The organism is Allorhizobium sp. DMC15 (assembly GCF_056314065.1).
The window spans coordinates 723,658-746,526 of the sequence record NZ_JBQUZB010000002.1; the positions used below are offsets into that span (position 1 = coordinate 723,658).

The following is a 22,869-nucleotide window of genomic DNA, read 5'->3' on the forward strand; positions in this document are numbered from 1 at the left end:
AGGCAAGCGAATCAACCGGACCACGAGGCGATCCATGACCAAGCCGATGCTGGGAGCCACCATAGGCAAGACGGGTGCCGATGTCCGTCTCTGGTCGCATCATGCCGAACGCGTAGAGCTCTGCCTCTTCGACGAGCGGGGCGAGAGCGAACTCACTCGCCTCTCGATGACCCGTGGCGATGGCGACGTGCACCACGCTTTCGTCGAGGGGATGAAGGAAGGCGCCCTCTACGGCTTCCGCATCCACGGCCCCCATGATCCGGCCGAGGGCCACTGGTACGATCCATCCAAGCTGCTGGTCGACCCCTATGCGACCGAACTCGACCGCCCTTTCGTTCATGATCCACGGCTCGGCCAGTTCGGCATCGATACGGCGGCCCTGATGCCGAAGGCGATCCTGAAGGCCCACAAGCCGCTGAGGCCGATGATGCCGCTCGGCGAGCGCAGCGGCTTCATCTACGAGGTCAACGTCAAGGCGCTGACCATGCTGCATCCGGATGTGCCGGACGCCCAACGCGGCACACTCGCAGCCCTCGCCCACCCCGCCATCCTAGCCCATCTCAGACGCATCGGCGTCGACATGGTCGAACTGATGCCGATCACCGCCTGGATCGATGAGCGGCACCTGCCCCCGCTCGGCCTCACCAACAGCTGGGGTTACAATCCCGTCGCCATGATGGCGCTCGATCCGCGTCTCGTGCCCGGCGGTGTCAAGGAACTGCGCGAGACGGTCGCCGCCCTTCATGCCGAGGGCATCGGCGTCATCCTCGACCTCGTGTTCAACCACACCGGCGAAAGCGATGTGCATGGTACGACGCTTTCCATGCGTGGCATCGACAACCGCTCCCTCTTCCGCCATGTGGCGGATGATCCGGGCACGCTGGTCAACGATACCGGCTGCGGCAACACGCTCGCCTGCGACCATCCCTTTATCCGCCGACTGATCGTCGATACGTTGCGCCACTTCGTGCTTTCGGCCGGTGTGGATGGTTTCCGCTTCGACCTCGCGCCGATCATGGGTCGGCACTGGGACGGCTTCCGTCAGGATGCCCCGACGCTCAGGGCAATCCTTGAGGACGAGGTGCTGGAGGATCGCATCCTGATTGCCGAACCCTGGGACATTGGCCCTGGCGGGTACCAGCTCGGCCGCTTCCCGCCCGCCTTCCTCGAATGGAACGACCGGGCCCGCGATACCTTCCGCCGCCACTGGCGGGGCGACGCCGGGACGACAGGAGATCTTGCGACGGCGCTCGCCGGCTCCGCCGATCTCTTCGCCCATGACGGCCAAGGCCAGACCCGCAGCGTCAACTTCATCGCCGCCCATGACGGCTTCTCGCTCTACGACCTCGTTTCCTTCGAGCACAAACACAACGAGGCGAATGGCGAGGAAAACCGCGACGGCCACAACGAGAACCATTCCTGGAACAATGGCGTCGAAGGCGAAACATCCGACAAGGCGATCCTGAAAAAGCGCCGGCAGGATGTCGAAGCCCTACTGTCAACGCTCTTCGCCAGCCGGGGCGCCGTGATGCTGACGGCAGGCGACGAGTTCGGCCGCACCCAACGCGGCAACAACAATGCCTACTGCCAGGACAATGCGCTGACCTGGCTCGACTGGTCGAAGGCCGACGAAGAGCTGATCGACACCACCGCCCGGCTTGCCACCATGCGCCAGCGCTTCTCCTGCTTCATGGACACCAGTATCCTGATCGGGAACGGCGACGTGACATGGCTGAATGTCGACGGCCAGCCGATGACGGTCGGCGATTGGGAAACGCCCGATCTCGGCGCCTTCGCCATGGTTCTTGCTTCCCTGGATCGCGATACGGGCAAGGAGTGCCGTGTTGCCGTGCTCTTCAACCGATCCACTGAATCGAAGGACTTCGCGCTTCCTGCAAAGGACAAGTGCAAATGGCGCCGCCTTGAGACTGGCCGCACCGCCACGAAAATCAGCGTGAAAGCCCGCAGCGTCGATTTCTGGGTCGAGACCTGAGTTTCTCGACTCCAGTGACGTTAGCCTCTTCCGCCTGACATCAAGCGGCTGTACCTTGCGGGAATTATTGAAGGATCAGGTTCTTTTCATGCCGCAAGAGATTTCGCTCAAGGACGTGCCGGGCCTCGTGGGAACCATCGTTGGCGTATCCGACTGGATCACGGTCGATCAACCGATGATCGACGCCTTTGCCGGTGCCACCATGGACCACCAGTTCATCCACACCGACCCCGTGCGCGCTGCCGCAGAAACCCCCTTTGGCGGCACGATTGCTCATGGATTTCTCACAGTGTCACTGCTGTCGGCCATGAACTTCAACTGTTTGCCAAAGATCCGCGAGCAGACGATGGGCATCAATTACGGTTTCGACAAGCTGCGTTTCATGTCGCCGGTCAAGACAGGCAAGCGCATCCGCGGCTCCTTCAAGCTCGCCGAAGCCCGCTTTCGCGGTGCCAGCATGCTGATGAACACCTATGAGGTGACCGTCGAGATCGAGGACGAACGCAAGCCTGCGCTCACCGCCGACTGGATCACGATTTCCCAGTTCGACCCCAAGGATCGTCCCGAAGGCGTCTAACACGAAAGGCGCCTCAGGCAATGAGCGACGTGCGCAGCGAGATCATCCGCCAGAGTTTCATCCGTCAGGCGAAAGCCTGCGCCGATCTCGGCTCTCCCTTCACCGCGCGGCTCTGCACGCTGGCGGCAGAGCGCTTGACAGACGACGCCAAGGTCGGGGCAACAGTCCTCGGTTGGCCAGGCAACCCTGACGGTACCGGCGATGCACTGGCGCTGCGGCTCGCCGGCACGCTGCACGCCCTCGTTCGCTCCGGCCAGGACCCTGCACTTGCAGCTGTCTATCCGCCCCAGGCCATCGACGACGACACGCTCTGGGCCGCAATCGAGGCCGCGATGCGCCGCGACGAAGCCTTCATGCTGGAGCGCCTGAAATCGGCACCCCAGACCAACGAGGTGCGCCGCTCCTCTGCCCTGCTCCCCGGTTTCCTGACCATTGCGGCACAGACCGGCAAGCCGCTGATCCTCTCGGAAGTCGGCGCCAGCGCCGGCCTCAACCTGCAATGGGATCGCTACAGCTACCACCTCGGGGATTTCAGCTGGGGCCAGGCCTCCGCTGTCGAACTCGCCCCGCGCTGGCAAGGCCCGCCGCCACCGCAAGCGGAAATCAAGATCACCGAACGCGCCGGCTGCGACCTGAACCCGCTCGACCCATCGTCAGAGGACGACCGCCTGCGGCTCTTCTCCTACATCTGGGCCGACCAGCAGGACCGCCTCGACCGCACGGCGGCGGCGCTTGCCATGGCGACCGAAAGCGGCCTGAAGGTCGAGAAGGCCGACGCCATCGACTGGCTGTGGAAGCGCCTGGCAACACCGGGTCCGGGCATGGCCCATGTGATCTACCACACCATTGCCTGGCAATACCTGCCGCCGGCGTTGAAGGCCGAGGGTGAAGCCCTGATCGCAGACGCCGGCAGCCGCGCGACGCTGGACGCCCCATTGGCCCGCCTGCAACTCGAAGCCGACGGCAAGCCGGACGGGGCAGCCATCCTGCTCACGCTGTGGCCGGCGGGCGAGACGCGCGAGATCGGCCGGGCGGATTTTCACGGGCGCTGGGTGAAGTGGGTGGGGTGGGAAATCTAGCGGTCAGCAGGGGAGTGTTTTAAGATAGCCGCTACCTGAGATTTCAAGGATTGTTGCATCACGAGTAATCAAAGGCACATTCAGTACCCGAGCGGCAGCGATCAGATAGCAGTCGCCAGGATCCTTGTGGCCTGTATTCTCAACCACTTCGGCGGCTGCCAGCGCGACCGCAAGATCGATGGCAGCCACGCGTGCACAGAGAGACGAACATGAGTCTTGGAACCATATGGGGAGAGACGTCAGACCCACAAGAGGTGCATTGCTCTTTTTACGTGCAGCGAGAGCCAGTTCCCAGGCAGAAATTGGCGAAACGAAGAGACTACTCGCGGTTTGGCTTCGCCCGATCAACAATGCTGCGTCAACAGATAGCTGAGTTGGCTCATGCACAAGCCAATATAGCGCATGGGTGTCGAGAAGCGCACCCGTCATATCCTCAGGATCTGCCCTTGCGTTTGATCTTTGAGACTTGTTCGGCAATCGGCTTGGTCAGGTCGATGCCTTTTCGCAAGTTCAACGGCCTATCCTTCATGGCGCCCGCACCTTGGACCACAACGGTCTCACCGGTCCTAGGGTCACGAACAACCATCTCTGGAACTTTGCGCATTTTGTCCATTAGATGTATGTAGCACGGGATCTGCTTGAAGACGAGATGCTTACGCTGGCACAACCATATCCCAAAAAGGCCGGGTCACCCCGGCCTCCTCAAAACCCTTCACAAACACTCGCCCCTCAGAGCGAGGCATCCTCCGCACCTTCGGCAAGCATGCCGAACGCATACTCCGCAAAGGACCGCCAGCACTCCACCCGGAACGTCTCTTCCTCGACACGGTAGAGGATGATCTCGATCTTGCCGAAGACGGTGCGCGTCACCGCACCCACCGGGAAGGCGGCGAGCGAGAGGTCGAGCGGGCAGGCCGCGTTGAGCGTGTCGGCAGCCGCCGGTCCCGAGACGATGATCGCTGTGTTGCGATGGGTGATGTCGGTGGCCGAATGCACCACGCCGGAGGCGGCGCAATCGGCCATCAACGTATCACCCTTCTCGTCGATCAGGAACCATTCGTCCGGACCGATCCAGAAAGCCGTGCGCCCCTTGGCAGAGGTGGACGTCTTCGGCTTTACAGGCAGCTTGAGACCAAGCGTCTTGGAGAGGCCGGCGACCGCATCGGCGCCAGCGCGCAGCGACACGCGGGTGGCAGGAAGCGCCGGGGTGAGGCGCACCTTGGCGCTGCCGCCCTGGAAGCCGGCAAGAACGGTCTTGCGCTCTGCAACAGACATATCAGCCATGGATGCGGCCCCCTTCCTTGTCAAAGAATACCATGTCGGTCACTTCGACCGCGATGGTCTTGTCCTTCATCGGCACGTAAAGCGTCTCGCCCATCCTTGCGCGGCCACCGGCCACCATGGCGATCGCAATCGAGCGACCGAGATTTTCCGACCAGTAGGACGAGGTCACGTGCCCGAGCATGGTCATCGGCTTCGGCTGGTTCGGGTTGGCAACGATCTGCGCGCCTTCTTCCAGCACTTCGTTCGGATCCTTGGTGAAGATGCCGACAAGCTGCTTGCGGCCTTCCTTGACCAGATCCGGACGCTTCATGCCGCGAATACCGACGAAATCGGTCTTCTTCTTCGACACCGCCCAGGAGAGGCCGGCATCGTCAGCCGTCAGCGTACCGTCGGTATCCTGACCGACGATGATATAGCCCTTCTCGGCGCGCAACACGTGCATGGTCTCGGTGCCGTAGAGGCAGGCGCCGAGCGACTGGGCACGCTCCCAGATCTGACGGAAGACGTCAGCGCCGAAATCGGCGGGCACGTTGACTTCGAAGCCGAGTTCACCGGTGAACGAGACGCGGAAGAGACGCGTCGGCACGCCACAGAACTTACCTTCGGCCACGCTCATATGCGGGAAGGCCTCGTTCGAAATGTCGATGCCCTCGACGAAAGGCGCGATGATGTCGCGCGCCTTCGGACCCTGGACGGCGATGACCGCCCACTGTTCGGTGGTCGAAGTGAGCCAGACCTTCAGATGCGGGAATTCCGTCTGCAGATAGTCTTCCATGTGGTTCATCACGCGCGGCGCGCCGCCCGTCGTGGTGGTCACGTGGAAGCGATCTTCGGCCAGGCGACCGACGACGCCATCGTCATAGATGAAGCCGTCTTCGCGCGTCATGATCCCGTAGCGCGCCTTGCCGGGCTTCAGCGTGTCCCAAGAATTGGTGTACATCAAGTTCAGGAACTCGGCGGCGTCAGGACCGACGACTTCGATCTTGCCGAGCGTCGAGGCATTGAACACGCCGGCCGCCTCGCGGACCGTCTTGCACTCGCGATTGACGGCGGCATGCATGTCCTCGCCGCCCTTCGGATAATACCAGGCGCGCTTCCAGTTGCCGACGTCTTCGTAGACGGCGCCCTGGGAGACTTCATAGGCATGCATCGGCGTCTTGCGCACCGGATCAAACAGCGCATCGCGCGAATGGTTGATCAGCGTGCCGAAGGTGACGGGCGTATAGGGTGCACGGAAGGTGGTGAGACCGACCTGCGGGATTTCCTTGCCCAGCACTTCTGCCGCAATGGCGAGACCATGCATGTTGGAAAGCTTGCCCTGGTCGGACGCCATGCCGTTCGTCGTGAAGCGCTTGATATGCTCGATCGAATGCATGCCCTCGCGCACGGCCAGCCTGATATCCTTGGCGCAGACATCATGCTGGAAGTCGACAAAGGCCTTGACGTTGTCTTCGCGCCCTGCCCCTTCGGCAGCGCCGATCATGCCGCCGGTCCAGGCATAGGCATTCGCACCGGACAGCGAGACGGCTGGCGTCTCGGTCGCACCGGCAGCCTTGGCCGAGGAGAGACCGGCAGCGGTTGCCTCATCGAGCAGTGCCTGCAGATCATCGGTGCCGTTGCAGCCACCGACAGAGACGCAATCCTGCACATAGACATCCGGCAGGAAGCGGTCGTTTGCGGCATCATATTTCAGCTTGCCGCGTGACTGCGAGAACATGTGCACGGACGGCGTCCAGCCAGCCGACATCAGAAGCGCATCAACCTCGATCTTGCGGGTAGAGCCACCGCCAGTGCGGCGAATAGTGATCGAGCGGACCCGAAGGCGGCCAGCGGTGTCGATAACACCATGGCCGGTCAGCACTTCGATGCCGAGCGCACGCGCCTGGGCGAGCACGCCCTCGCCCGGCTTTTCGCGCGCATCGACGATGACGGGGACAGAAACGCCCGCCTTCTTCAGGTCGATTGCCGCTTCGTAGGCCGAGTCATGCGCCGTATAGACGCCAACCTTGGCACCGACGGCCACGCCGAAATGGTTCAGATAAGTGCGGCCCGCCGCTGCCAGCATGATGCCGGGACGGTCGTTGTTGGCGAACACCATATGGCGTTCGATTGCACCGCTGGCGATGATCACGCGCTTGGCACGCACCTGCCACAGCCGCTCGCGCGGCTGGTTCTTCGACGGCTTGGCGATATGATCGGTAACACGTTCGACCAGCGCCACATAATTGTGGTTGTGATAGCCGAAGGCCGTCGTGCGCGAGAGCACGGTCACGTTGGACATGGCCTTGAGCTTGGCGACCGTGGCATGTGCCCAGTCCCAGCCGCTCTGGCCGTCGACGGTCGCACCCGTGTCGAAGTGGAAGGCACCGCCCATTTCCGGCTGTTCGTCAACGATCATGACACGCACGCCCGTCTGGGCCGCAGCGAGCGCTGACGCGAGACCGGCGGCACCGCCACCGATCACCAGCACGTCGCAATGGGCGTAACGGTTGGCATAATGATCCGGATCGGCTTCCTTCGGCGCATGGCCGAGACCGGCGGCGCGACGGATGAAGGGTTCATAGATCTGGTGCCAGGCAGCCTTCGGCCACATGAAGGTCTTGTAGTAGAAGCCGGCGGCGAAGAAGGGCGAGAGCAGATTGTTGACCTCACCGATGTCGAGCGACAGCGACGGCCAGCGGTTCTGTGTCTCGATCTTCATCCCGTCGAAGACTTCCTGCACGGTCGCCCGCACATTCGGCTGGCGGCGGGCAGCGTCCCGCGAAACGTCGAGCAGCGCATTCGGCTCTTCGGGACCTGCGGTCAGGATGCCGCGCGGACGGTGATACTTGAACGAGCGGCCGGCAAGATGCATGCCGTTGGCGATCATGGCAGACGCCACGGTATCGCCTTCGTAAGCCGTCAGCGTGCGGCCATCGATGGTGAAGCGGGCAGTCAGCGCCGGCGTCAAGCGGCCCTTGCCGGGAATACGGTTGGCAGCGCTCATGCCTTCTCTCCCTTGGTGACGGTTGCGGTCTGGAGCGTCGCGGGATCGGGCATGGGTTCACCGGCCCTGTAGGTCAGCAGGATCTTGTCGGAAATGGTGTCGCGGGCCGCGTTGAAGAAGCGGCCACAGCCATGGATATGTCGCCAGCGTTCAAAGATCAGGCCCTTCGGGTTATCACGCAGGAAGAAGTAGTCGGCGAACTCTTCGTCCGTGATCGAAGCGATGTTTTCCGGGCGCGCGATATGCGCTTCACCGGCGGCGCGAAACTCGAGCTCGGCACGCTCTTCTTCGCAATAGGGGCATTTGATGACCAGCATGATGGACGATCCTTGAAATCAGTGCGCCACGGCAGCGGCGGCTGCCTCGTCGATGAGGCGGCCGGTGCGGAACCGGTCAAGCGTCAGACCCTGGGCCAGCCGGTGCGGCTCGCCCTTGGCGATGAGGTGTGCGAACAGGTTGGCCGACCCCGGTGTCGCCTTGAAACCGCCCGTCCCCCAGCCGGCATTGACGAAGAGGTTCGGAACCGGCGTGACGCTCTGGATCGGCGAACGGTCGGCCGTGTTGTCGGTGATCCCGCCCCACTGGCGCATCATCTTCACACGACGGAACATCGGGAAGAGCTCGCAGATGGCATCGAGCGTATGCGTGATGATCTGCATGCCGCCGGTCTGGCTGTAGGAATTGTACTGGTCGGTGCCGGCACCGATAACCAGTTCGCCCTTGTCCGACTGCGAGATATAGGCATGCACGGTGTTCGACATGACCACGCAGGGGAAGATCGGCTTCAGCGGCTCGGAAACGAGCGCCTGCAGCGGCGTCGAGTGAACCGGAAGGCGCACACCCGCCATGCCCATGACGACGGAAGAATGGCCGGCAGCGGAGACGCCGATCTTCTTCGCGCCGATAAAGCCCTTCGTCGTATCGACGCCGGTGACTTCACCATTCGGGCCGCGGCGGATGCCGGTGACTTCGCAGTTCTGGATGATGTGCACGCCGCGATCCGAGGCCGCACGCGCAAAGCCCCAGGCGACTGCATCGTGACGGGCCGTGCCGCCACGACGCTGAAGCGCTGCGCCATTGATCGGGTAGCGGGCATTCTTCGAGATGTCGAGCGGCGGGCAGAAGGCCTTGGCCTGCTCCGGCGTCAGCCACTCGTTGTCAATGCCATAGAGATTGTTGGCATTCACATGGCGCTTGAACGACTGCATATCATGCACATTGTGCGACAGCATCATAACGCCGCGCGGTGAATACATGACATTGTAGTTGAGGTCCTGAGACAGGCCTTCCCAGAGCTTCAGCGAATGCTCGTAGATGTCCATGCTCTCTTCATAGAGATAGTTGGACCGGATGATCGTCGTGTTACGGCCGGTATTGCCACCGCCGAGCCAGCCCTTCTCGATGACAGCGACATTGGTGATGCCGTGCTCCTTGGCGAGATAATAGGCAGCACCAAGGCCATGGCCGCCGGCACCGATGATAATGACGTCATAGGACTGCCGCGGCTCGGGAGAGATCCATTGAGCCTCCCATCCCTTGTGGGCACGCATGGCCTCACGGACAACGGCAAAGACCGAATATTTGCGCATTCGCCTTAAACTCCTGTGGTTCAGGCACTGGGGTAGGATGATACTCCTCGCAAATCAAGTTGCGCCGTGACGTCCGTTTTGCGACGCAATGCCACCCACCTTTCGACACGTCGGGTTCCTGGCCGGCAGGCCATGAAATTTATCCACCACAGGGCTTGCGCCATATGGACTTTCGGGGGTGGATCTGTTATCCAGCAGCCCAATCGCGCAGACTCAGAAGGTCGCGCGAAGCAATTTGCTGTTTCCGTGGATGTGACGTTCATTGACGGAAGGACCAACCCAAAGAACCAAAGGAACGGGATAAACGTGCAGGTACTAGTCCGCGACAACAACGTTGACCAGGCGCTCCGCGCTCTCAAGAAGAAAATGCAGCGCGAAGGCATCTTCCGTGAAATGAAGATGCGCGACTACTTCGAAAAGCCGTCTGAGAAGCGTGCACGCGAAAAGGCTGAGGCTGTTCGTCGCGTTCGCAAGCTGGCGCGCAAGAAGATGCAGCGCGAAGGCCTTCTGCCGGCTGCTCGCGGCCGCTGATCGGCCCCGTTTTAGACGTTTTCCTGTGAAATGAGGGCGGGGGCGAGACGAATCGCCGCCGCTCTTTTGATATCCAACACCAACCAACGCTGTCACCGGGCCGTAAATGGCGCTGGCAGCGGCCGGATGATGCGCTCCATGACCGACAGCCCCGTGCTCCCGACCGTCTTCACCGTCATCAGCAGCAAACGCCTGATTACAGCGACGGCGCTGATGAGCGTTCTTGCTTTGGCTGGTTGCGCCACGACAACGGAAACGACGGACGTGATCCGGATCGACCGCGCCCAGGGTTCGGAAGAAAACATCGCATCGCTGACCGCCGTTATCCAGGCCAATCCGCGCGATCCGGAAGGCTACAATGTTCGCGGCTCCGCCTATGGTCGCGCCGGCCAGTTCCGCCAGGCGCTGGACGATTTCAACACCGCACTTCAGATCAACCCGCAGTTCTTCCAGGCCTATGCAAACCGCGCGCTGGTCTACCGCAACATGGGTAAGCCCGTGGAAGCGGCCGCCGACTACAATGCCGCGCTGAAGATCAACCCGAACTACGACGTTGCCTATATCGGCCGGGGCAACATCTACCGCCAGGCGGGTCGCGTCGACGAGGCCTTCGGCGACTTCAACCGCGCCATCCAGCTGAACACCACCGATGGCCGCGCCTATCACAATCGTGGTCTGATCTACCAGCTGCGCGGCGACCACGCCAAGGCGATCGACGATTTCTCCAAGGCCATCTCGCTGTCGCCGAGCGCACCGGAACCCTATAACGGCCGCGGGGTCTCCTACGTGGCGCTGAACGACGACGAAAACGCCTTTGCCGATTTCAACCACGCGATCGAGCTCAACGGCAACATCGCCGAGAGCTGGGCGAACCAGGCACTGATCTATGAACGCCGGGGCGACAAGGCCCGGGCGGCCAAATCCTATAGCCACGCGCTGCGCCTCGATCCGAAATACGAGCCGGCAAAACAGGGCCTCGCCCGGACGCGCACCACCAGCTGATCGCACCGGATCCGCAAGACACGAACGAGCGGCGGGGAAACCCGCCGTTTTTTTTGTGCCGAGAAACAATCGGGGATCACACAACAAAAAAAGGGCGGTCCACACGGGACCACCCTTCCATGTCTCCGACGCCAGAAGCGCCCTGGGGATTTCAGCGCAGAAGGAAGATCCCGGCAACGCTCAGCACGATCCAGATGAAAGTACCGCCGAGGAAGCCCGCACCGCCGAAAAAGCCGGCAGCCATGGCGATCATCAGGGCGACGATGATGGCGGTGCCATACTTCGCGCCGGCGATGAACAGATCATAGGTCTTGTCGTGTTCCCGGTAATCCATCGAAGCACCGACTTCGACAGGACCAGTATGCTCTTCGCTCATATTCGATCTCCCAGTTCAAGCGCGGGCCGCACCGGTGGAGAATCTCATCCCGCACCGCAAACGGTGAATTTTCGTCTTTTTCCGCATACACAAAGGTCGCACCGAGCGCAATCGCAACTCGCTGCCTGCGTCAATAATCCAACCCCGCGATCGCACCGCTGATCTTGCCATTGGCCACCAGGCGCGCCGAAGGCAGGATGGTGAGCGGATCAAAACGGTTCCGCGTTTCCTGGCGCCCGAACATCAACCGGCGCTCATGCACGCCGGAATCGAAAAAGGGATAGCGCTTCAACAGCTTGTCACCGGTGGTATGGGTGTTGGTCGCCATCAGTGTCAGCTCGAGCCCGTAGATTTCCGTCATCCGCCGTTCGACAATCGTCTCGGCATAAAAGACCCGCTTGTAGAAGGCCGCGTGGTGGGGCCTGACATGCTGCAAGACGCGATCCGCCTTGAAATAGGCCGCAGCCACAATGCTGGGACGCAGCGTGATATAGGGAAGGACCGGCATCTCGGCGGCAACGGCAGGATCGACCGCGAAGCGCGCCGGATCGATGAGGGTTAGTCCCGCCTCGAGATAAGCGTCCATCACATCGGGAAACACACCGGCAGATTGCGACAGTGTATGTTGTGGCGTCACGTGATGCAGCCGGATCGTGCTGACGAGTTCTTCGAAGTAATAGATGCCGAAGACGAAAGCATGAGGATCGAAATCGGCATCGTCGATCATGCTCGGCACGGCAACGGGCAGCACATTGGCCGCCTTGTAGGCCTTGTAGCGAAGCTGTTCAATCGCCTCCAGATCTTCACTGGTTTCGACCCGCCGATATTCGACGTGGTCGAGATAGCGCATCAGTCGTTCCGAAAACCCTTCGAGTTCCATGGCCTCTACTCATTACGTTTCGCCCGCACAAAGGGCTAACACGCAATGTTAACCATTACCTCCCCCAAAAATTAAGAGATTATTAAGGTTACTGTATTTTAGGTTAACGGCGCGAGACTGCTCCGCACCGGATGCAGCACAAGACGTTATTAATTTAGGATTTACGCGACGACCGCGCCGCCCTTGCCCGCACGCGTTTGTACATCGCGCGCCAGGTCGATGACAGCTGCCGCGCCGATCGGCATTGAGAAGACATAGCCCTGAATGAGATCGGCGCAGTGGTGCTTGGATAAGAGCGCGAGCTGCTCGTGGTTTTCCACACCTTCGACGACGATGCTGAGGTCGAGCCCACGGCTGAGGCTGACGATTCCGCGCAACAGTTTCAACCGGCGCTGATTTTCTCCGATGTCCCGGACAAAGGACCGGTCGATCTTCACCACGTCGACCGGAAGCGTGTCGAGATAGCTGAGGCTGGAGAACCCTGTCCCGAAATCATCGATGGCAATCGTGATCCCAAGTGCTCTCAGTTGATCGAGAACGGCACGCGCGGATGACAGCTCCTCGATCAGGCTGCTCTCGGTCACTTCCAGATGCAAACGGGTGGCAGAAAGCTCCGTCTCGGCGAGGATCGCCTTGACGGTATCGACGAGGTCGGCAAAACGCAGATCGTGGACCGAAAGGTTCACCGAAACCCCGATGCCGGCGGGCCAGGTGCGACAATCGGTACAGGCTCGCCGCAGCACCTGGGTGGTGATCGCAGAAACGATGCCCATCTCCTCGGCGATCTGGATGAAGATATTGGGGGCGATTGCTCCCTTTTCCGGATGGTACCAGCGCGCCAGCGCCTCACAGCACCGGATCTCCCGTCCGTCAGGCGAGAACATCGGTTGATAGACGACCGTAACATCGCCGTTGTCGACCGCCGCCCGAAGATCCTCCTTGAGGCGCTGCCGCTCCAGATAGCGGGCATCCATTTCGCCGACGAAAAGGGTAAACTGCCCACCGGACCGCGCCTTGGACTCAAACAGGGCGATGTCCACCTTGACCGGCCAGTCCTCCATCGACAGTGACGCGCTGTCGAAGATCGCAGCCCCCGCAGAAAAGGATACCGGCAGTCTCAGGCCCTCGATGTCGCAATAGCCGCTGGCCGCCCCGTGGACAGTCCGCATCTCAGCCTCGAGGTCCGTGCGATTGTCGACATTCGGGAAGAACAGGACGAACTGGTCGCCGACCAGGTGCCCGACGATCGCCCGGCCGGCCACCAGCGCGGTCAAACGATTGGCGATTGCCGTCAGCAGCCGATCACCCGTCAGATGGCCCCTGAGGTCGTTCACGTGTTTAAAGTCGACAACGTCGAGGATCATGAAGCCGACGGAGGCACCGAAAGCGTCCTCTTGCTCCAGTCGCTCGCGCACCAGCTCGCCAAAATAACCACGCTGTGGCAGACCGGTCAGCGCATCGTAGCGCGCCATGTGCAGGATCTTCCGGTCTGCCCTGACCCGCGCCGTTACGTCCTCGAAGATCAGCACGACGCCACCTTCGGCCCGGCGGCTGGCCGAGAACTCAAGCACCAGACCTTCGGAAAAATGCATGAGCGCACGGCTGGAAAGGCCCTGAGTCAGCTGCGACAGCTGTTTCTGCAGGAGGCTCGGCATCGACCCGTCAACGAAGGTATGGCGCACGCCATAACGCAAGACGACGTCGAGATCGCATCCGGTAATGCGCTGGCGGTCACCAAGATGGAGCAATTCGCAGGCCTTGCGATTGATCACCTCGATACGGTTGTCCGGATCGAGCATGAGGAGGCCATGGGTCATGTTGCTGAGCGCGGTATCGAAACGGTCGGCGATCTTCCCCATCTCACGAGACGCGATGACGTTCTCGTAAAGGAATTCGCGAACTCCGTTGGCCATGGCCCGCGTCGTCAGGAAGAACGGGATGAGCATCAGGGACAGCAGCGCCTTGAACAGATCCTGAGCCAGCAGGCTTCCGATCACCATCGGCGTGCAGCAGGCAAGCGTCTGCAAATCGACGGCCAGCCGCGAACCATAATTGCGTCCGACCACCGAGACCATCGAGGCCATGGTGACGGCGATGCAGGCGAGCTCCGCGAAGGTGTCTTCGAAAGCAAGCATTGCATAGCCGCTGCCGATACCCAGGATCGCGGCTGTCGATGCACCGCCGATCACGTAACGCATCTCCCAGACGGAAATGGCCTCGCGTGTCAGGCTCGTCTTGTCGACCTGATCGAACTGTTTGAAGGAGTAGATGCGATAGGCAAAGACCGTGGCAAAGCAGCCGCAGAGGAACAGATAGAAGACGGCATTCGTCTGGAGATAGACGACGAGATAGGTGAGGATATGCACCACCATGCCGGTGAACAGCGTCGACCGGTTGCCGAACAGCGAACTGACGAAGGACAGATAGACATCCGTCGGCACATTCAGCTCGTGCCCCTTCTCGGCTCTCATGATCTGCCTCCCGGCAAGGTTGGACGCAATATGCCAGTTGCCAATCGAAGTTTCCGCCATATCGCCGGACTGGCGGTTCAGTCACGTTGCCTCATTAAGCCACAGCAACGCACGAAGCACTTCATTAAATCTGCACCGCTTCGGGTCGAGACGCAAATCTGTACGGCAGCGATTGTTAAGGTCGCCCCACAGGAATCATTAGAATTGCAAAGATCGTGAAAGCTTCCCTCGGTTGGCCGAGGATTTGTCTACATTCGGCGGAGTCGAAACTTTGGTCTCATACGCGCCCCAGTCAAGGCTGCTCCGGTTGCACGCGGGACCCCGTTGCTCTAAGCAAACTAGGGGACAAGGAGAGGCAGAAGAATGAAAGCCCTTTTATCGGTTTCACGCGCAATCGACACCCTCAACTCCGTTGTGGGACGCGTCGCGGAGTATCTCGTTCTGCTCTGCTGCCTCATCAGTGCCGGCAATGCGACGATCCGTTATTTGTTCAACTACAGTTCGAACGGATGGCTGGAAATCCAGTGGTACATGTTTGCCTTCATCGTTCTGCTCGGGGCATCGCTGACCCTCAAGAAGAATGAACATGTTCGCGTCGACCTGATTTATGGAGCGGCGTCCCCGAGGGGCAAGCTTCTCATCGACATCTTCGGTCTGATTCTCCTGCTGCTTCCGGCCTGCATTTTCCTCACCTGGCTGTCCCTGCCCTTTTTCACCCAGGCCTATGCCCAGGGTGAGGTCTCGTCGAACGCCGGCGGCCTGATCCGCTGGCCGGTGAAGCTGATGATCGTTTGCGGGTTCGGTCTGTTGACGCTGCAGGGCTTCTCCGAACTGATCAAGCGCATAGCGGCTCTTGCCGGTGAGACGACTATCGACACAACTTACGAAAAACCGCTACAGTAATCCGGGGGGGCAGACGCGTGTTCGACTACGGTATTCTTCCGCCCGCGATGTTCCTCGGCATGATCCTTTTCATGCTATACGGATTTCCGGTCGCGTTTTCTCTGGCCTCCGTCGGCCTGCTATTCGGCATCATCGGCATTGCCACCGGCCATTTCAGCGAACTCTTCCTGCAGGCGCTGCCACTGCGCATCTTCGGCATCATGTCGAACGATCTTTTGCTGGCAATCCCCTTCTTCACTTTCATGGGCGCTATCCTGGAGCGCTGCGGTCTGGCGGAAGACCTTCTCGAAGGCATGGGCAAGCTGTTCGGCGGCATTCCCGGCGGTCTCGCCTATGCGGTGATCATCGTTGGCGCCATCCTCGGCGCGATCACTGGTACCGTGGCCGCCTCCGTCATCACCATGGGCATGATCTCGCTGCCGATCATGCTGCGCTACGGCTACGATCCACGCCTCGCAACCGGCGTCATCGCCGCCTCGGGCACCATCACACAGCTGATCCCGCCCTCGCTCGTCCTGGTCGTTCTGGCAGACCAGCTCGGCCGTTCGGTCGGCGACATGTATCTCGGCGCCATCGGCCCTTCGATCCTGCAGGTCGCCATCTTCATCGGTTTCATCGGCGTCATGTCGCTGATCAGGCCCAAATCGATGCCGCCTTTGCCGAAGGAAATGCGTGGCGATCTCGACTGGAAGCTGATCCGCACGATCCTTGCCGGCATGCTGCCTTCGATCGTTCTGATCTTCCTGGTTCTCGGCACGATCTTCATGGGGCTCGCAACCCCGACCGAAGCCGGCGCGCTTGGCGTCGTCGGTGCCATCGCACTTGCCGCCATGCATCGCCGCCTCACCTGGCCGCTGATTGACGAGGCCATGCGATCGACCATGAGCATCACCTCGATGGTGGTGATGATCCTTGTCGGCTCGACCTGCTTCAGCCTGGTTTTCCAGGGCATGGATGGCTCGCGCTGGATCGAGCACATGCTCTCGGGTATCCCGGGCGGCCCTGTCGGCTTCCTGATCTTCGTCAACATCTTCATCTTCGTGCTCGCCTTCTTCCTCGACTTCTTCGAGATCGCCTTCATCGTTATCCCGCTACTGGCACCGGTCGCCCAGAATCTTGGTATCGATCTGATCTGGTTCGGGGTGCTGATTTGCGTGAACATGCAGACAAGCTTCATGCACCCGCCCTTCGGTTTTGCACTCTTCTACCTACGCAGCATCGCGTCCAAGGATGTGAAGACGTCGGACATCTACATGGGCGCTATTCCCTGGCTGGGCATGCAGCTTCTGCTGGTAGCGATCATCATTTTCTGGCCGGGATCGGTGACCATGTGGCTGGATCACGGTCCAAAGATCGATCCGAACTCGGTCAAGATCGAAATCCCGGGCTTCAGTGGTGGCACGGGACCCGCTACCCAGCCGAATTTTGGCCTTCCGTCGCTTGGTGGCGACAGCGGCCCGAACTTCGGCACGCCCGGCACCACAGCTCCGGCTCCGGCTCCGGCTCCGGCGATCGACCTGAGCAAGCCGCCGGTGATCAACTGACACTGACCATACAGCCCGGCAGCTTGGCGGGGCGTCACGGGTAAAAACAAAGAAAGGCCCTGGACGATCGCTCGTCCAGGGCCTTTGGTCTGCGAGAGCCTCGGCTCAGAGTTTGCCGGCGCGCTGCTGGATCATCATGAAAGTGTCGAAGGTGTATTCCCCCACCTGCGCCCAGAGATAGGCGTCCTTCTTGAACGCGAGCTGGTCTTCATAGGTCTTCTTGAAGAACGGGCTCTGCGCCGAAAGCTCGGCATAGATCTCGGTCGCCGCCGTGTAGCAGGCTTCCATGATCTCCTGGCTGAACGGCCGCAGCACGGTGCCCTCGGACACAAGCTGCTTCAATGCCGGCGGGTTCTTGGCATCGTACTTCGCCATCATGTTGGTATTGGCGAAGGCGCAGGCATCTGTGAGGACGGCCTGGTAATGCTTCGGCAGGCTGTTGTACTTTTCCAGGTTGAAGAAGGCATGCACGACCGGGCCACCTTCCCAGAAACCGGGATAGTAGTAGTACTTCGCCACCTTGTTGAAGCCGAGCTTTGAATCGTCGTACGGACCGACGAATTCGGCGGCGTCGATCGTCCCCTTTTCCAGCGCCGGATAGATGTCGCCACCGGCCAGCTGCTGCGGCACGACGCCGACCTTTTCGAGCACCTTGCCAGCGAGACCGGCAATGCGCATCTTCAGACCCTTCAGGTCATCGACCGTATTGATTTCCTTACGGAACCAGCCGCCCATCTGCACACCGGTATTGCCGGCCGGCAGACCGTAGAGGCCCTGAGTCGCATAAAACTCGTTCATCAAGGTGTTGCCGTTGCCCTGGTTGAACCAGGCATTCGACATACGGGCATTGAGGCCGAAGGGAAGTGCCGTGCCGATCGCAAAGGTCGGCTCCTTGCCCCAGAAGTAGTAGGAGGTGGTGTGCGCAGCTTCGACAGTGCCGGCCGAGACGGCGTCGACGGCCTGCAGACCCGGCACGATTTCGCCGGCAGCGAAAACCTGGATGTCGAAATTGCCACCGGTCGCAGCCTTGACGTGCTCGGCAACATCCACGGCTCCGCCGTAAATCGTGTCGAGCGATTTCGGGAACGACGACGTCAGGCGCCACGTGATCTTCGGATTTTCCTGGGCGATGGCAGGCGCGGCGAGCGCTGCGCTGGCGGCAACGCCCGCCCCGGTCGCGCCGGCTTTCTTGATAAATGATCTGCGATCCATGTAGTTCCTCCCTGTGAAAATTCCCCGACCGGTTGAGCGTCTCGGCCCCTCCCGGCACTGACACTTGAGCTAACCATGTTGCACCGAGCCTTTCAAGCCGAGGCGCCTTGGTCTTTCGGACTAGACTTTGGTCGAGCATGCCGGAGGAAGAAGCACGCGGCTAAGATCCGCTCGCGTCCTCGGGACACTGCTCGACGTCACCCTTCAACGAGGTCGTTGCCTCTGGCATCTTGCTCCCAACCGTCGTGCCGGTCGCGTCGCCTCAGGGGACCATCAGCAGCGCCAGATCGGCTTCGACTGGATCGGCAACTTCATAGGAAAAGCTCTTGCCTCGAACGAGGGTGAGCACGGTCGCACCGTGCACGGTGGACAGCGTGACGCTGCCATCCTCGTTCTGGGTCCAGTTGGTTGCCCGAGCAAGTCCAGGCCAAACGCTTTCGCAATCTGGGGGCGCGAAGAAATCCCGGCTACGGCTGGTAAGCGTCGCCCCACGCTCGACCAGACAAACCGTTTTTCGGGAGAAATTGGATACGGAAAAGACGGCCGGCGGCGACACGCCTGCGGTCATGGCACCAAGCTTTGAGAGCGGTGCTGTCGTACCGGAAATGATGGGGTCGGGCGTATCGTCGACGGAGTATGCGGCCGGTCCGGTCCACAGGGACAGAATGACGGCGGACACGGCTGCAGACCCTGCAGATATAGCCAGCACCTGGAGATAGGCCTTCATCGAAGCGCATCCTCTTGCCTTTGACAGGCTATGGCGAAGAAGGATGCGCCCCGAAGCTTGCCGAAGGCTGGCGAAAGCTTGTTTTGACCTCAGGAATTCTGCGGCGTCTCAGGCACAGGGGTCAGTACTGTGGCCTCCGTAAACCAGGAAATGACGTTGTCCGCGACCAGATCCGCCATGGCATTGCGTGTGGGAATGGAGCCAGAGGCGACATGCGGCAACAAGGAGACGTTCGGAAGGGCAATCAGCGCATCCGGCACATGCGGTTCGTCCGCATAGACGTCGAGCCCGGCCGCCGCGATCGTGCCATCCTCCAGCGCCCGGATGAGGGCAGGTTGATCAACGGTCGCTCCGCGGCCCACATTGATCAAGACGCCATCAGGTCCCAGGGCTTGCAGCACCTCCGCATTGATCGACCCTTTCGTCTCCGGGGTGGCCGGCACGATCGAGATCAGCGTGTCGACTGCACCAGCGAGCGAAAGCAGGCTGTCGTGATAGCCATACGGGACGTCGGAACGCGGGCGACGCGTGTGATAGCGGATCTCGACCTTGAAAGGCGTAAGCCGCGCGGCAATTTCCAGTCCGATACGCCCCAGTCCGTGGATGCCGACGCGGCGTCCCTTGAGGGACATGGGTGACAGAGGAAACGGGCCTTCCGCTTCCCAGCGTCCAGCGCGCAAATAGGTCTCGGCAGCGGGAAACTGCCGGAGCGTGTTGAGGAGCAGGGCAATGGTTGTATCCGCCACTTCGTCGTTGAGCACGTCTGGCGTATTGGTGACCACGATCCCGCGAGCGGCAGCCGCCTTGACATCGACACCGTCGTAACCGACGCCGAAACTCCCGATCATCTCCAACCCGGGCAAGGCGGCGATCAACGACGCCGGAAACCGGCCCGAAACAGCCGCCCCGCGAATGCTTTTCCTGACCTCTTCAGGCAAGCCCTCCACATCCTCTGCCCTGTCGATCTCCACGAGATCGAAAGCATCGACAAGGCGTGAGCGCACGCGCGGGTGAATGCGCCCCGGGATGAGGACGGCAATGCGTTCCGATGACATGGGACTATCTCCTTGGGGTCTAGCGGCGGATCGGACCGGTCGACTGGCGGATCCGCATCTCGGGCTTGATCAGGTGAATGCCGTCAGGTTCGTGGCTTCCCGCCAGCTTGTCGAGCAGCGCACGCGCCGCAAGGCGTCCGACTTCCGCCTGACCGTTCCACACCGTCGTCAACGAGGGCGTCGCGATCGATGCCTCCTCGAGATCGTCATAACCGGTGACGGAGATATCTTGGCCAGGGATCAAGCCCGCGCGGGCGATCCCGTTCATCAGGCCGATCGCAACCAGATCGTTCCAGCAGACGGCCGCCGTCGGTTTCTGTGGCAGCGACAGGAAATTGACCGCCGCTTCGAAACCGCCCTGCTTGGTGCGCGGGCCCGGAATGCGTAGCCCCGGATCGACCTCAATCCCGGCCTTTCGCAGCGCGTTTACATAGCCCTGGTAGCGGTCACGGCCGGTGGAAGTCTGGTCCGTACCGCCAATCATCGCGATCGAGCGATGACCAAGACCGATCAAATGATTGGTCGCGAGCGAAATGCCGTAAGTATCGTCACCGCGATAGATCGGCACATCGACACCTTCCATGGACCGTGCGACGAAGATCGCGGGCATGCCGTTGTTTTCGGCCAGCGCCACATCCTCCGCCGGCGTTCCGATGGCCGGCGACATGATCACGCCATCGCCGCCGAGCTGCAGCAGCGTCTCAACGAACATGCGCTGCTTGTCGACACTGTCGTAATGGTTGGACAGGATGAAGGTGTGGCGACTGCGATCGAGCTCGGTCTCGATGGCCTTCAGGATTTCCCCGTAAAACGGGTTCATGATGTCGTGCACCACCACGCCGATAATGCCGGAGCGGGATGTTCGGAGGCTGGCGGCGCGGCGGTTGTAGATGTAGCCGAGAAGCCGGGCCTGTTCCTTGATCTTCTCCCGCGTGTCCACTGCAACGAGCGGACTGTCGCGGAGAGCCAGAGAGATCGTCGCTGTCGACAGACCAAGCGACTCCGCGATGGTCGAAAGCTTCACCTTTTGTGCCACGTTTCCTCCCTCGCAGCATGTCGGCTCGCGTTATGGCGCCCCTTAAATCTTTTAATTAAAGAATTTAATCAGAGTTTTCAATCGTCTTCATCAAGCATGTCGGCGATGCGGGAGGGAGAGCCCTTGCCGGACAGATTGGTTTCGACCGCCGCAAGCAGCTTGACGAGCGTCCTGAGCTCCTTGTTCGACAGACCGAGCGTCGCCTCGCGCTCACAATCTACGGTCGCTGCAGCAATGCGTTCGAGGCTGCTGCGCCCTTCCTCGGTCAGAAACACCTTGGTCAACCGTGCGTCACGGTCATCGGCCCGGCGGAATACGAAGCCCTGCGCCTCCATGCGTCCGATGGTGCGGGTCATCGTCGGCGCTTTCACCCCCAGACGCTGCGCAAGCGCACCGGGCGTGAGTCCGTCATCGTTCGACAGCAACTGGATTACACCGTCCTGCCCCGGATACAGACCGCTCGCGGCGAGGCCGTGCGAGAGGCGGGTGCGCATGGCACGCGCCACCTGGGTTATCGAGCCAGCCAGTGTGCCGGGTGCCGCGGGTTCCTTCTTCTTGGCATTCTTCTTCCCTCCGCGCTCTTTGTCCCCGCGCTCCTTGTCAGCCCTGTCCTTGTCGACCTTGTCCTTTTTCGCCATTACTCTCCCCGCGCCTCAAACCTACGGGCACTGCCGGCGCACCGACCGAGAACCTGTCCAATTCGGTGCGAAGTCTTAACGGAGATCAGGAAGGGATGCCAGATGGCGAAACCGAAGCCTTGGTACGAGGATAACGATCCCTTCCTCACGCCTGCCGAACGAGCCGACTGGATCGCGGTCCTGCCGCTGGGCGCGCATGAACAGCACGGCCCGCACTTGCCCTTCGAAACCGACACGCTGATCGCAAACGGCATCGCCACACGTCTGGCGGCGGCCCTGCCGGAGACACTGCCGGTCACCATCCTGCCGGTCGAGCCGATCGGCTATTCCATTGAGCACATGGACGTTGCCGGCACTCGGACACTCGCCTTCGACGAGGCAGTCCACCGCTGGCTCTCCATCGCCGAAAGACTGCACCGGACGGGAGTGCACAAGCTGGTTCTGCTCAACGCCCACGGCGGCAACTCCCCGCTGCTCACCGTCGTCGCCACAGAGGCACGCGTTCGCTTCGACATGCTCGTCGTTGCCACCAGCTGGACACGTTTCGGCCAGCCCGAGGGCTGGATCAGGCCGGAAGACAAGGCAATTGATATCCACGGAGGAGACATCGAGACCTCCGTCATGCTGGCACTCGCTCCTGACCGCGTCGACATGACCAAGGCCCGCGCCTTCCCTTCGCGGCAATCAGAATTTGCAGCACGCTACAAACACCTGCGCGCATACGGGCCTCATGCCTTCGGCTGGAAGATGTCGGACCTCAATCCGGAAGGTGTTGCCGGCAATGCGGCGGCAGCAACGGCCGAGAAGGGCGAACGGTTGATCGCACACGCCGTTGCCGGGCTGCTGGAACTGATGGAAGACGTGCACGCATTCCCAGTCTTTGACATCGCGACAGCCTGACGAAAGCCTTTGAACTGCTGCAAGGGAACGCCTATATGGGGTAACAACATTACAGCCGCATCCACCGGCGCCCCCTGACATCAGAG

21 protein-coding genes are annotated in these 22,869 nt (G+C 61.1%); 8 read left to right on the forward strand and 13 right to left on the reverse strand.

The features are described from left to right. The first annotated feature begins 34 nt into the window (after positions 1-34). The 3 genes from glgX to ACT53S_RS12085 all read left to right on the forward strand — a co-directional run bounded on the left by glgX (position 35) and on the right by ACT53S_RS12085 (position 3,649). On the forward strand, positions 35-1,993 hold the full coding sequence (gene glgX / locus ACT53S_RS12075; protein WP_476067151.1) for a glycogen debranching protein GlgX: 1,959 nt from the start codon (positions 35-37) through the stop codon (positions 1,991-1,993). 88 nt (positions 1,994-2,081) lie between these two features. After that, entirely contained in the window at positions 2,082-2,570 is a 489-nt protein-coding gene (locus ACT53S_RS12080; protein WP_476067152.1) for a MaoC family dehydratase, read from the forward strand. Positions 2,571-2,590: 20 nt separating this feature from the next. Beyond that, entirely contained in the window at positions 2,591-3,649 is a 1,059-nt protein-coding gene (locus ACT53S_RS12085; protein WP_476067153.1) for a DUF2332 domain-containing protein, read from the forward strand. 3 nt (positions 3,650-3,652) lie between these two features. Here ACT53S_RS12085 and ACT53S_RS12090 read toward each other — a convergent pair whose 3' ends face one another. From ACT53S_RS12090 to ACT53S_RS12110, 5 genes are all read right to left on the reverse strand, one after another. Further along, positions 3,653-4,078 carry a PIN domain-containing protein gene (locus tag ACT53S_RS12090; protein ID WP_476067154.1) on the reverse strand — a complete coding sequence of 142 codons (426 nt, stop codon included), beginning with the start codon at positions 4,076-4,078 and terminating at the stop codon, positions 3,653-3,655. A 300-nt stretch (positions 4,079-4,378) separates the two neighbouring features. Next, the gene (locus ACT53S_RS12095) at positions 4,379-4,933 is read right to left on the reverse strand and encodes a sarcosine oxidase subunit gamma (protein ID WP_476067155.1); all 555 of its coding nucleotides are present in this window, start codon (positions 4,931-4,933) and stop codon (positions 4,379-4,381) included. Next, entirely contained in the window at positions 4,926-7,919 is a 2,994-nt protein-coding gene (locus ACT53S_RS12100) for a sarcosine oxidase subunit alpha (RefSeq protein ID WP_476067156.1), read from the reverse strand. The genes ACT53S_RS12095 and ACT53S_RS12100 overlap by 8 nt, the downstream gene beginning before the upstream one ends. Then, a complete protein-coding gene (locus ACT53S_RS12105) occupies positions 7,916-8,236 on the reverse strand; it encodes a sarcosine oxidase subunit delta (RefSeq protein WP_476067157.1) in 321 nt (106 codons plus the stop codon). Before ACT53S_RS12105 ends, ACT53S_RS12100 begins: the two co-directional genes overlap by 4 nt. Positions 8,237-8,254: 18 nt before the next feature. Then, a complete protein-coding gene (locus ACT53S_RS12110; RefSeq protein WP_476067158.1) occupies positions 8,255-9,508 on the reverse strand; it encodes a sarcosine oxidase subunit beta family protein in 1,254 nt (417 codons plus the stop codon). Positions 9,509-9,814: 306 nt separating this feature from the next. On the opposite strand from ACT53S_RS12110, the gene rpsU reads away from it, so the two are divergent. Both rpsU and ACT53S_RS12120 read left to right on the forward strand, forming a co-directional pair. Next, on the forward strand, positions 9,815-10,039 hold the full coding sequence (rpsU, locus tag ACT53S_RS12115) for a 30S ribosomal protein S21 (protein ID WP_113376407.1): 225 nt from the start codon (positions 9,815-9,817) through the stop codon (positions 10,037-10,039). Positions 10,040-10,252: 213 nt separating this feature from the next. Beyond that, a complete protein-coding gene (locus ACT53S_RS12120; RefSeq protein WP_476067479.1) occupies positions 10,253-11,041 on the forward strand; it encodes a tetratricopeptide repeat protein in 789 nt (262 codons plus the stop codon). A 151-nt stretch (positions 11,042-11,192) separates the two neighbouring features. Here the strand turns inward: ACT53S_RS12120 and ACT53S_RS12125 are convergent, their stop codons facing one another. The 3 genes from ACT53S_RS12125 to ACT53S_RS12135 all read right to left on the reverse strand — a co-directional run bounded on the left by ACT53S_RS12125 (position 11,193) and on the right by ACT53S_RS12135 (position 14,768). Beyond that, positions 11,193-11,417: an aa3-type cytochrome c oxidase subunit IV gene (locus ACT53S_RS12125; RefSeq protein ID WP_113376409.1), complete on the reverse strand. Its 225-nt coding sequence runs from the start codon at positions 11,415-11,417 to the stop codon at positions 11,193-11,195. A 130-nt stretch (positions 11,418-11,547) separates the two neighbouring features. Further along, the gene (locus ACT53S_RS12130; protein WP_113376410.1) at positions 11,548-12,297 is read right to left on the reverse strand and encodes an N-acyl amino acid synthase FeeM domain-containing protein; all 750 of its coding nucleotides are present in this window, start codon (positions 12,295-12,297) and stop codon (positions 11,548-11,550) included. 161 nt (positions 12,298-12,458) lie between these two features. After that, positions 12,459-14,768, reverse strand: a complete 2,310-nt coding sequence (locus tag ACT53S_RS12135) for a putative bifunctional diguanylate cyclase/phosphodiesterase (protein ID WP_476067159.1) — start codon at positions 14,766-14,768, stop codon at positions 12,459-12,461. Positions 14,769-15,131: 363 nt separating this feature from the next. Between ACT53S_RS12135 and ACT53S_RS12140 the strand changes: the two genes are divergently transcribed. Together ACT53S_RS12140 and ACT53S_RS12145 are read left to right on the forward strand one after the other, a co-directional pair. After that, positions 15,132-15,671 (forward strand): TRAP transporter small permease subunit, encoded by a 540-nt coding sequence (locus ACT53S_RS12140; RefSeq protein WP_476067160.1) that lies wholly within the window; start codon positions 15,132-15,134, stop codon positions 15,669-15,671. Positions 15,672-15,688: 17 nt separating this feature from the next. Then, the gene (locus tag ACT53S_RS12145) at positions 15,689-17,215 is read left to right on the forward strand and encodes a TRAP transporter large permease (RefSeq protein WP_476067161.1); all 1,527 of its coding nucleotides are present in this window, start codon (positions 15,689-15,691) and stop codon (positions 17,213-17,215) included. A gap of 105 nt (positions 17,216-17,320) precedes the next feature. On the opposite strand, the gene ACT53S_RS12150 is transcribed toward ACT53S_RS12145, so the two are convergent. The 5 genes from ACT53S_RS12150 to ACT53S_RS12170 form a co-directional block, all read right to left on the reverse strand. After that, a complete protein-coding gene (locus tag ACT53S_RS12150; RefSeq protein ID WP_113376414.1) occupies positions 17,321-18,427 on the reverse strand; it encodes a TRAP transporter substrate-binding protein in 1,107 nt (368 codons plus the stop codon). Positions 18,428-18,689: 262 nt separating this feature from the next. After that, complete coding sequence (locus ACT53S_RS12155) at positions 18,690-19,154, reverse strand: hypothetical protein (RefSeq protein WP_476067162.1); 465 nt, start codon at positions 19,152-19,154, stop codon at positions 18,690-18,692. Positions 19,155-19,243: 89 nt separating this feature from the next. Next, positions 19,244-20,209, reverse strand: coding sequence for a 2-hydroxyacid dehydrogenase (locus tag ACT53S_RS12160; RefSeq protein WP_476067163.1), 966 nt, complete (start codon positions 20,207-20,209; stop codon positions 19,244-19,246). Between the two features lie 19 nt (positions 20,210-20,228). Then, complete coding sequence (locus ACT53S_RS12165) at positions 20,229-21,245, reverse strand: LacI family DNA-binding transcriptional regulator (protein ID WP_113376417.1); 1,017 nt, start codon at positions 21,243-21,245, stop codon at positions 20,229-20,231. A gap of 77 nt (positions 21,246-21,322) precedes the next feature. Continuing rightward, positions 21,323-21,883: a MarR family transcriptional regulator gene (locus ACT53S_RS12170; protein WP_113376418.1), complete on the reverse strand. Its 561-nt coding sequence runs from the start codon at positions 21,881-21,883 to the stop codon at positions 21,323-21,325. 102 nt (positions 21,884-21,985) lie between these two features. Between ACT53S_RS12170 and ACT53S_RS12175 the strand changes: the two genes are divergently transcribed. Further along, on the forward strand, positions 21,986-22,783 hold the full coding sequence (locus tag ACT53S_RS12175) for a creatininase family protein (protein ID WP_476067164.1): 798 nt from the start codon (positions 21,986-21,988) through the stop codon (positions 22,781-22,783). Positions 22,784-22,869: the final 86 nt, after the last annotated feature.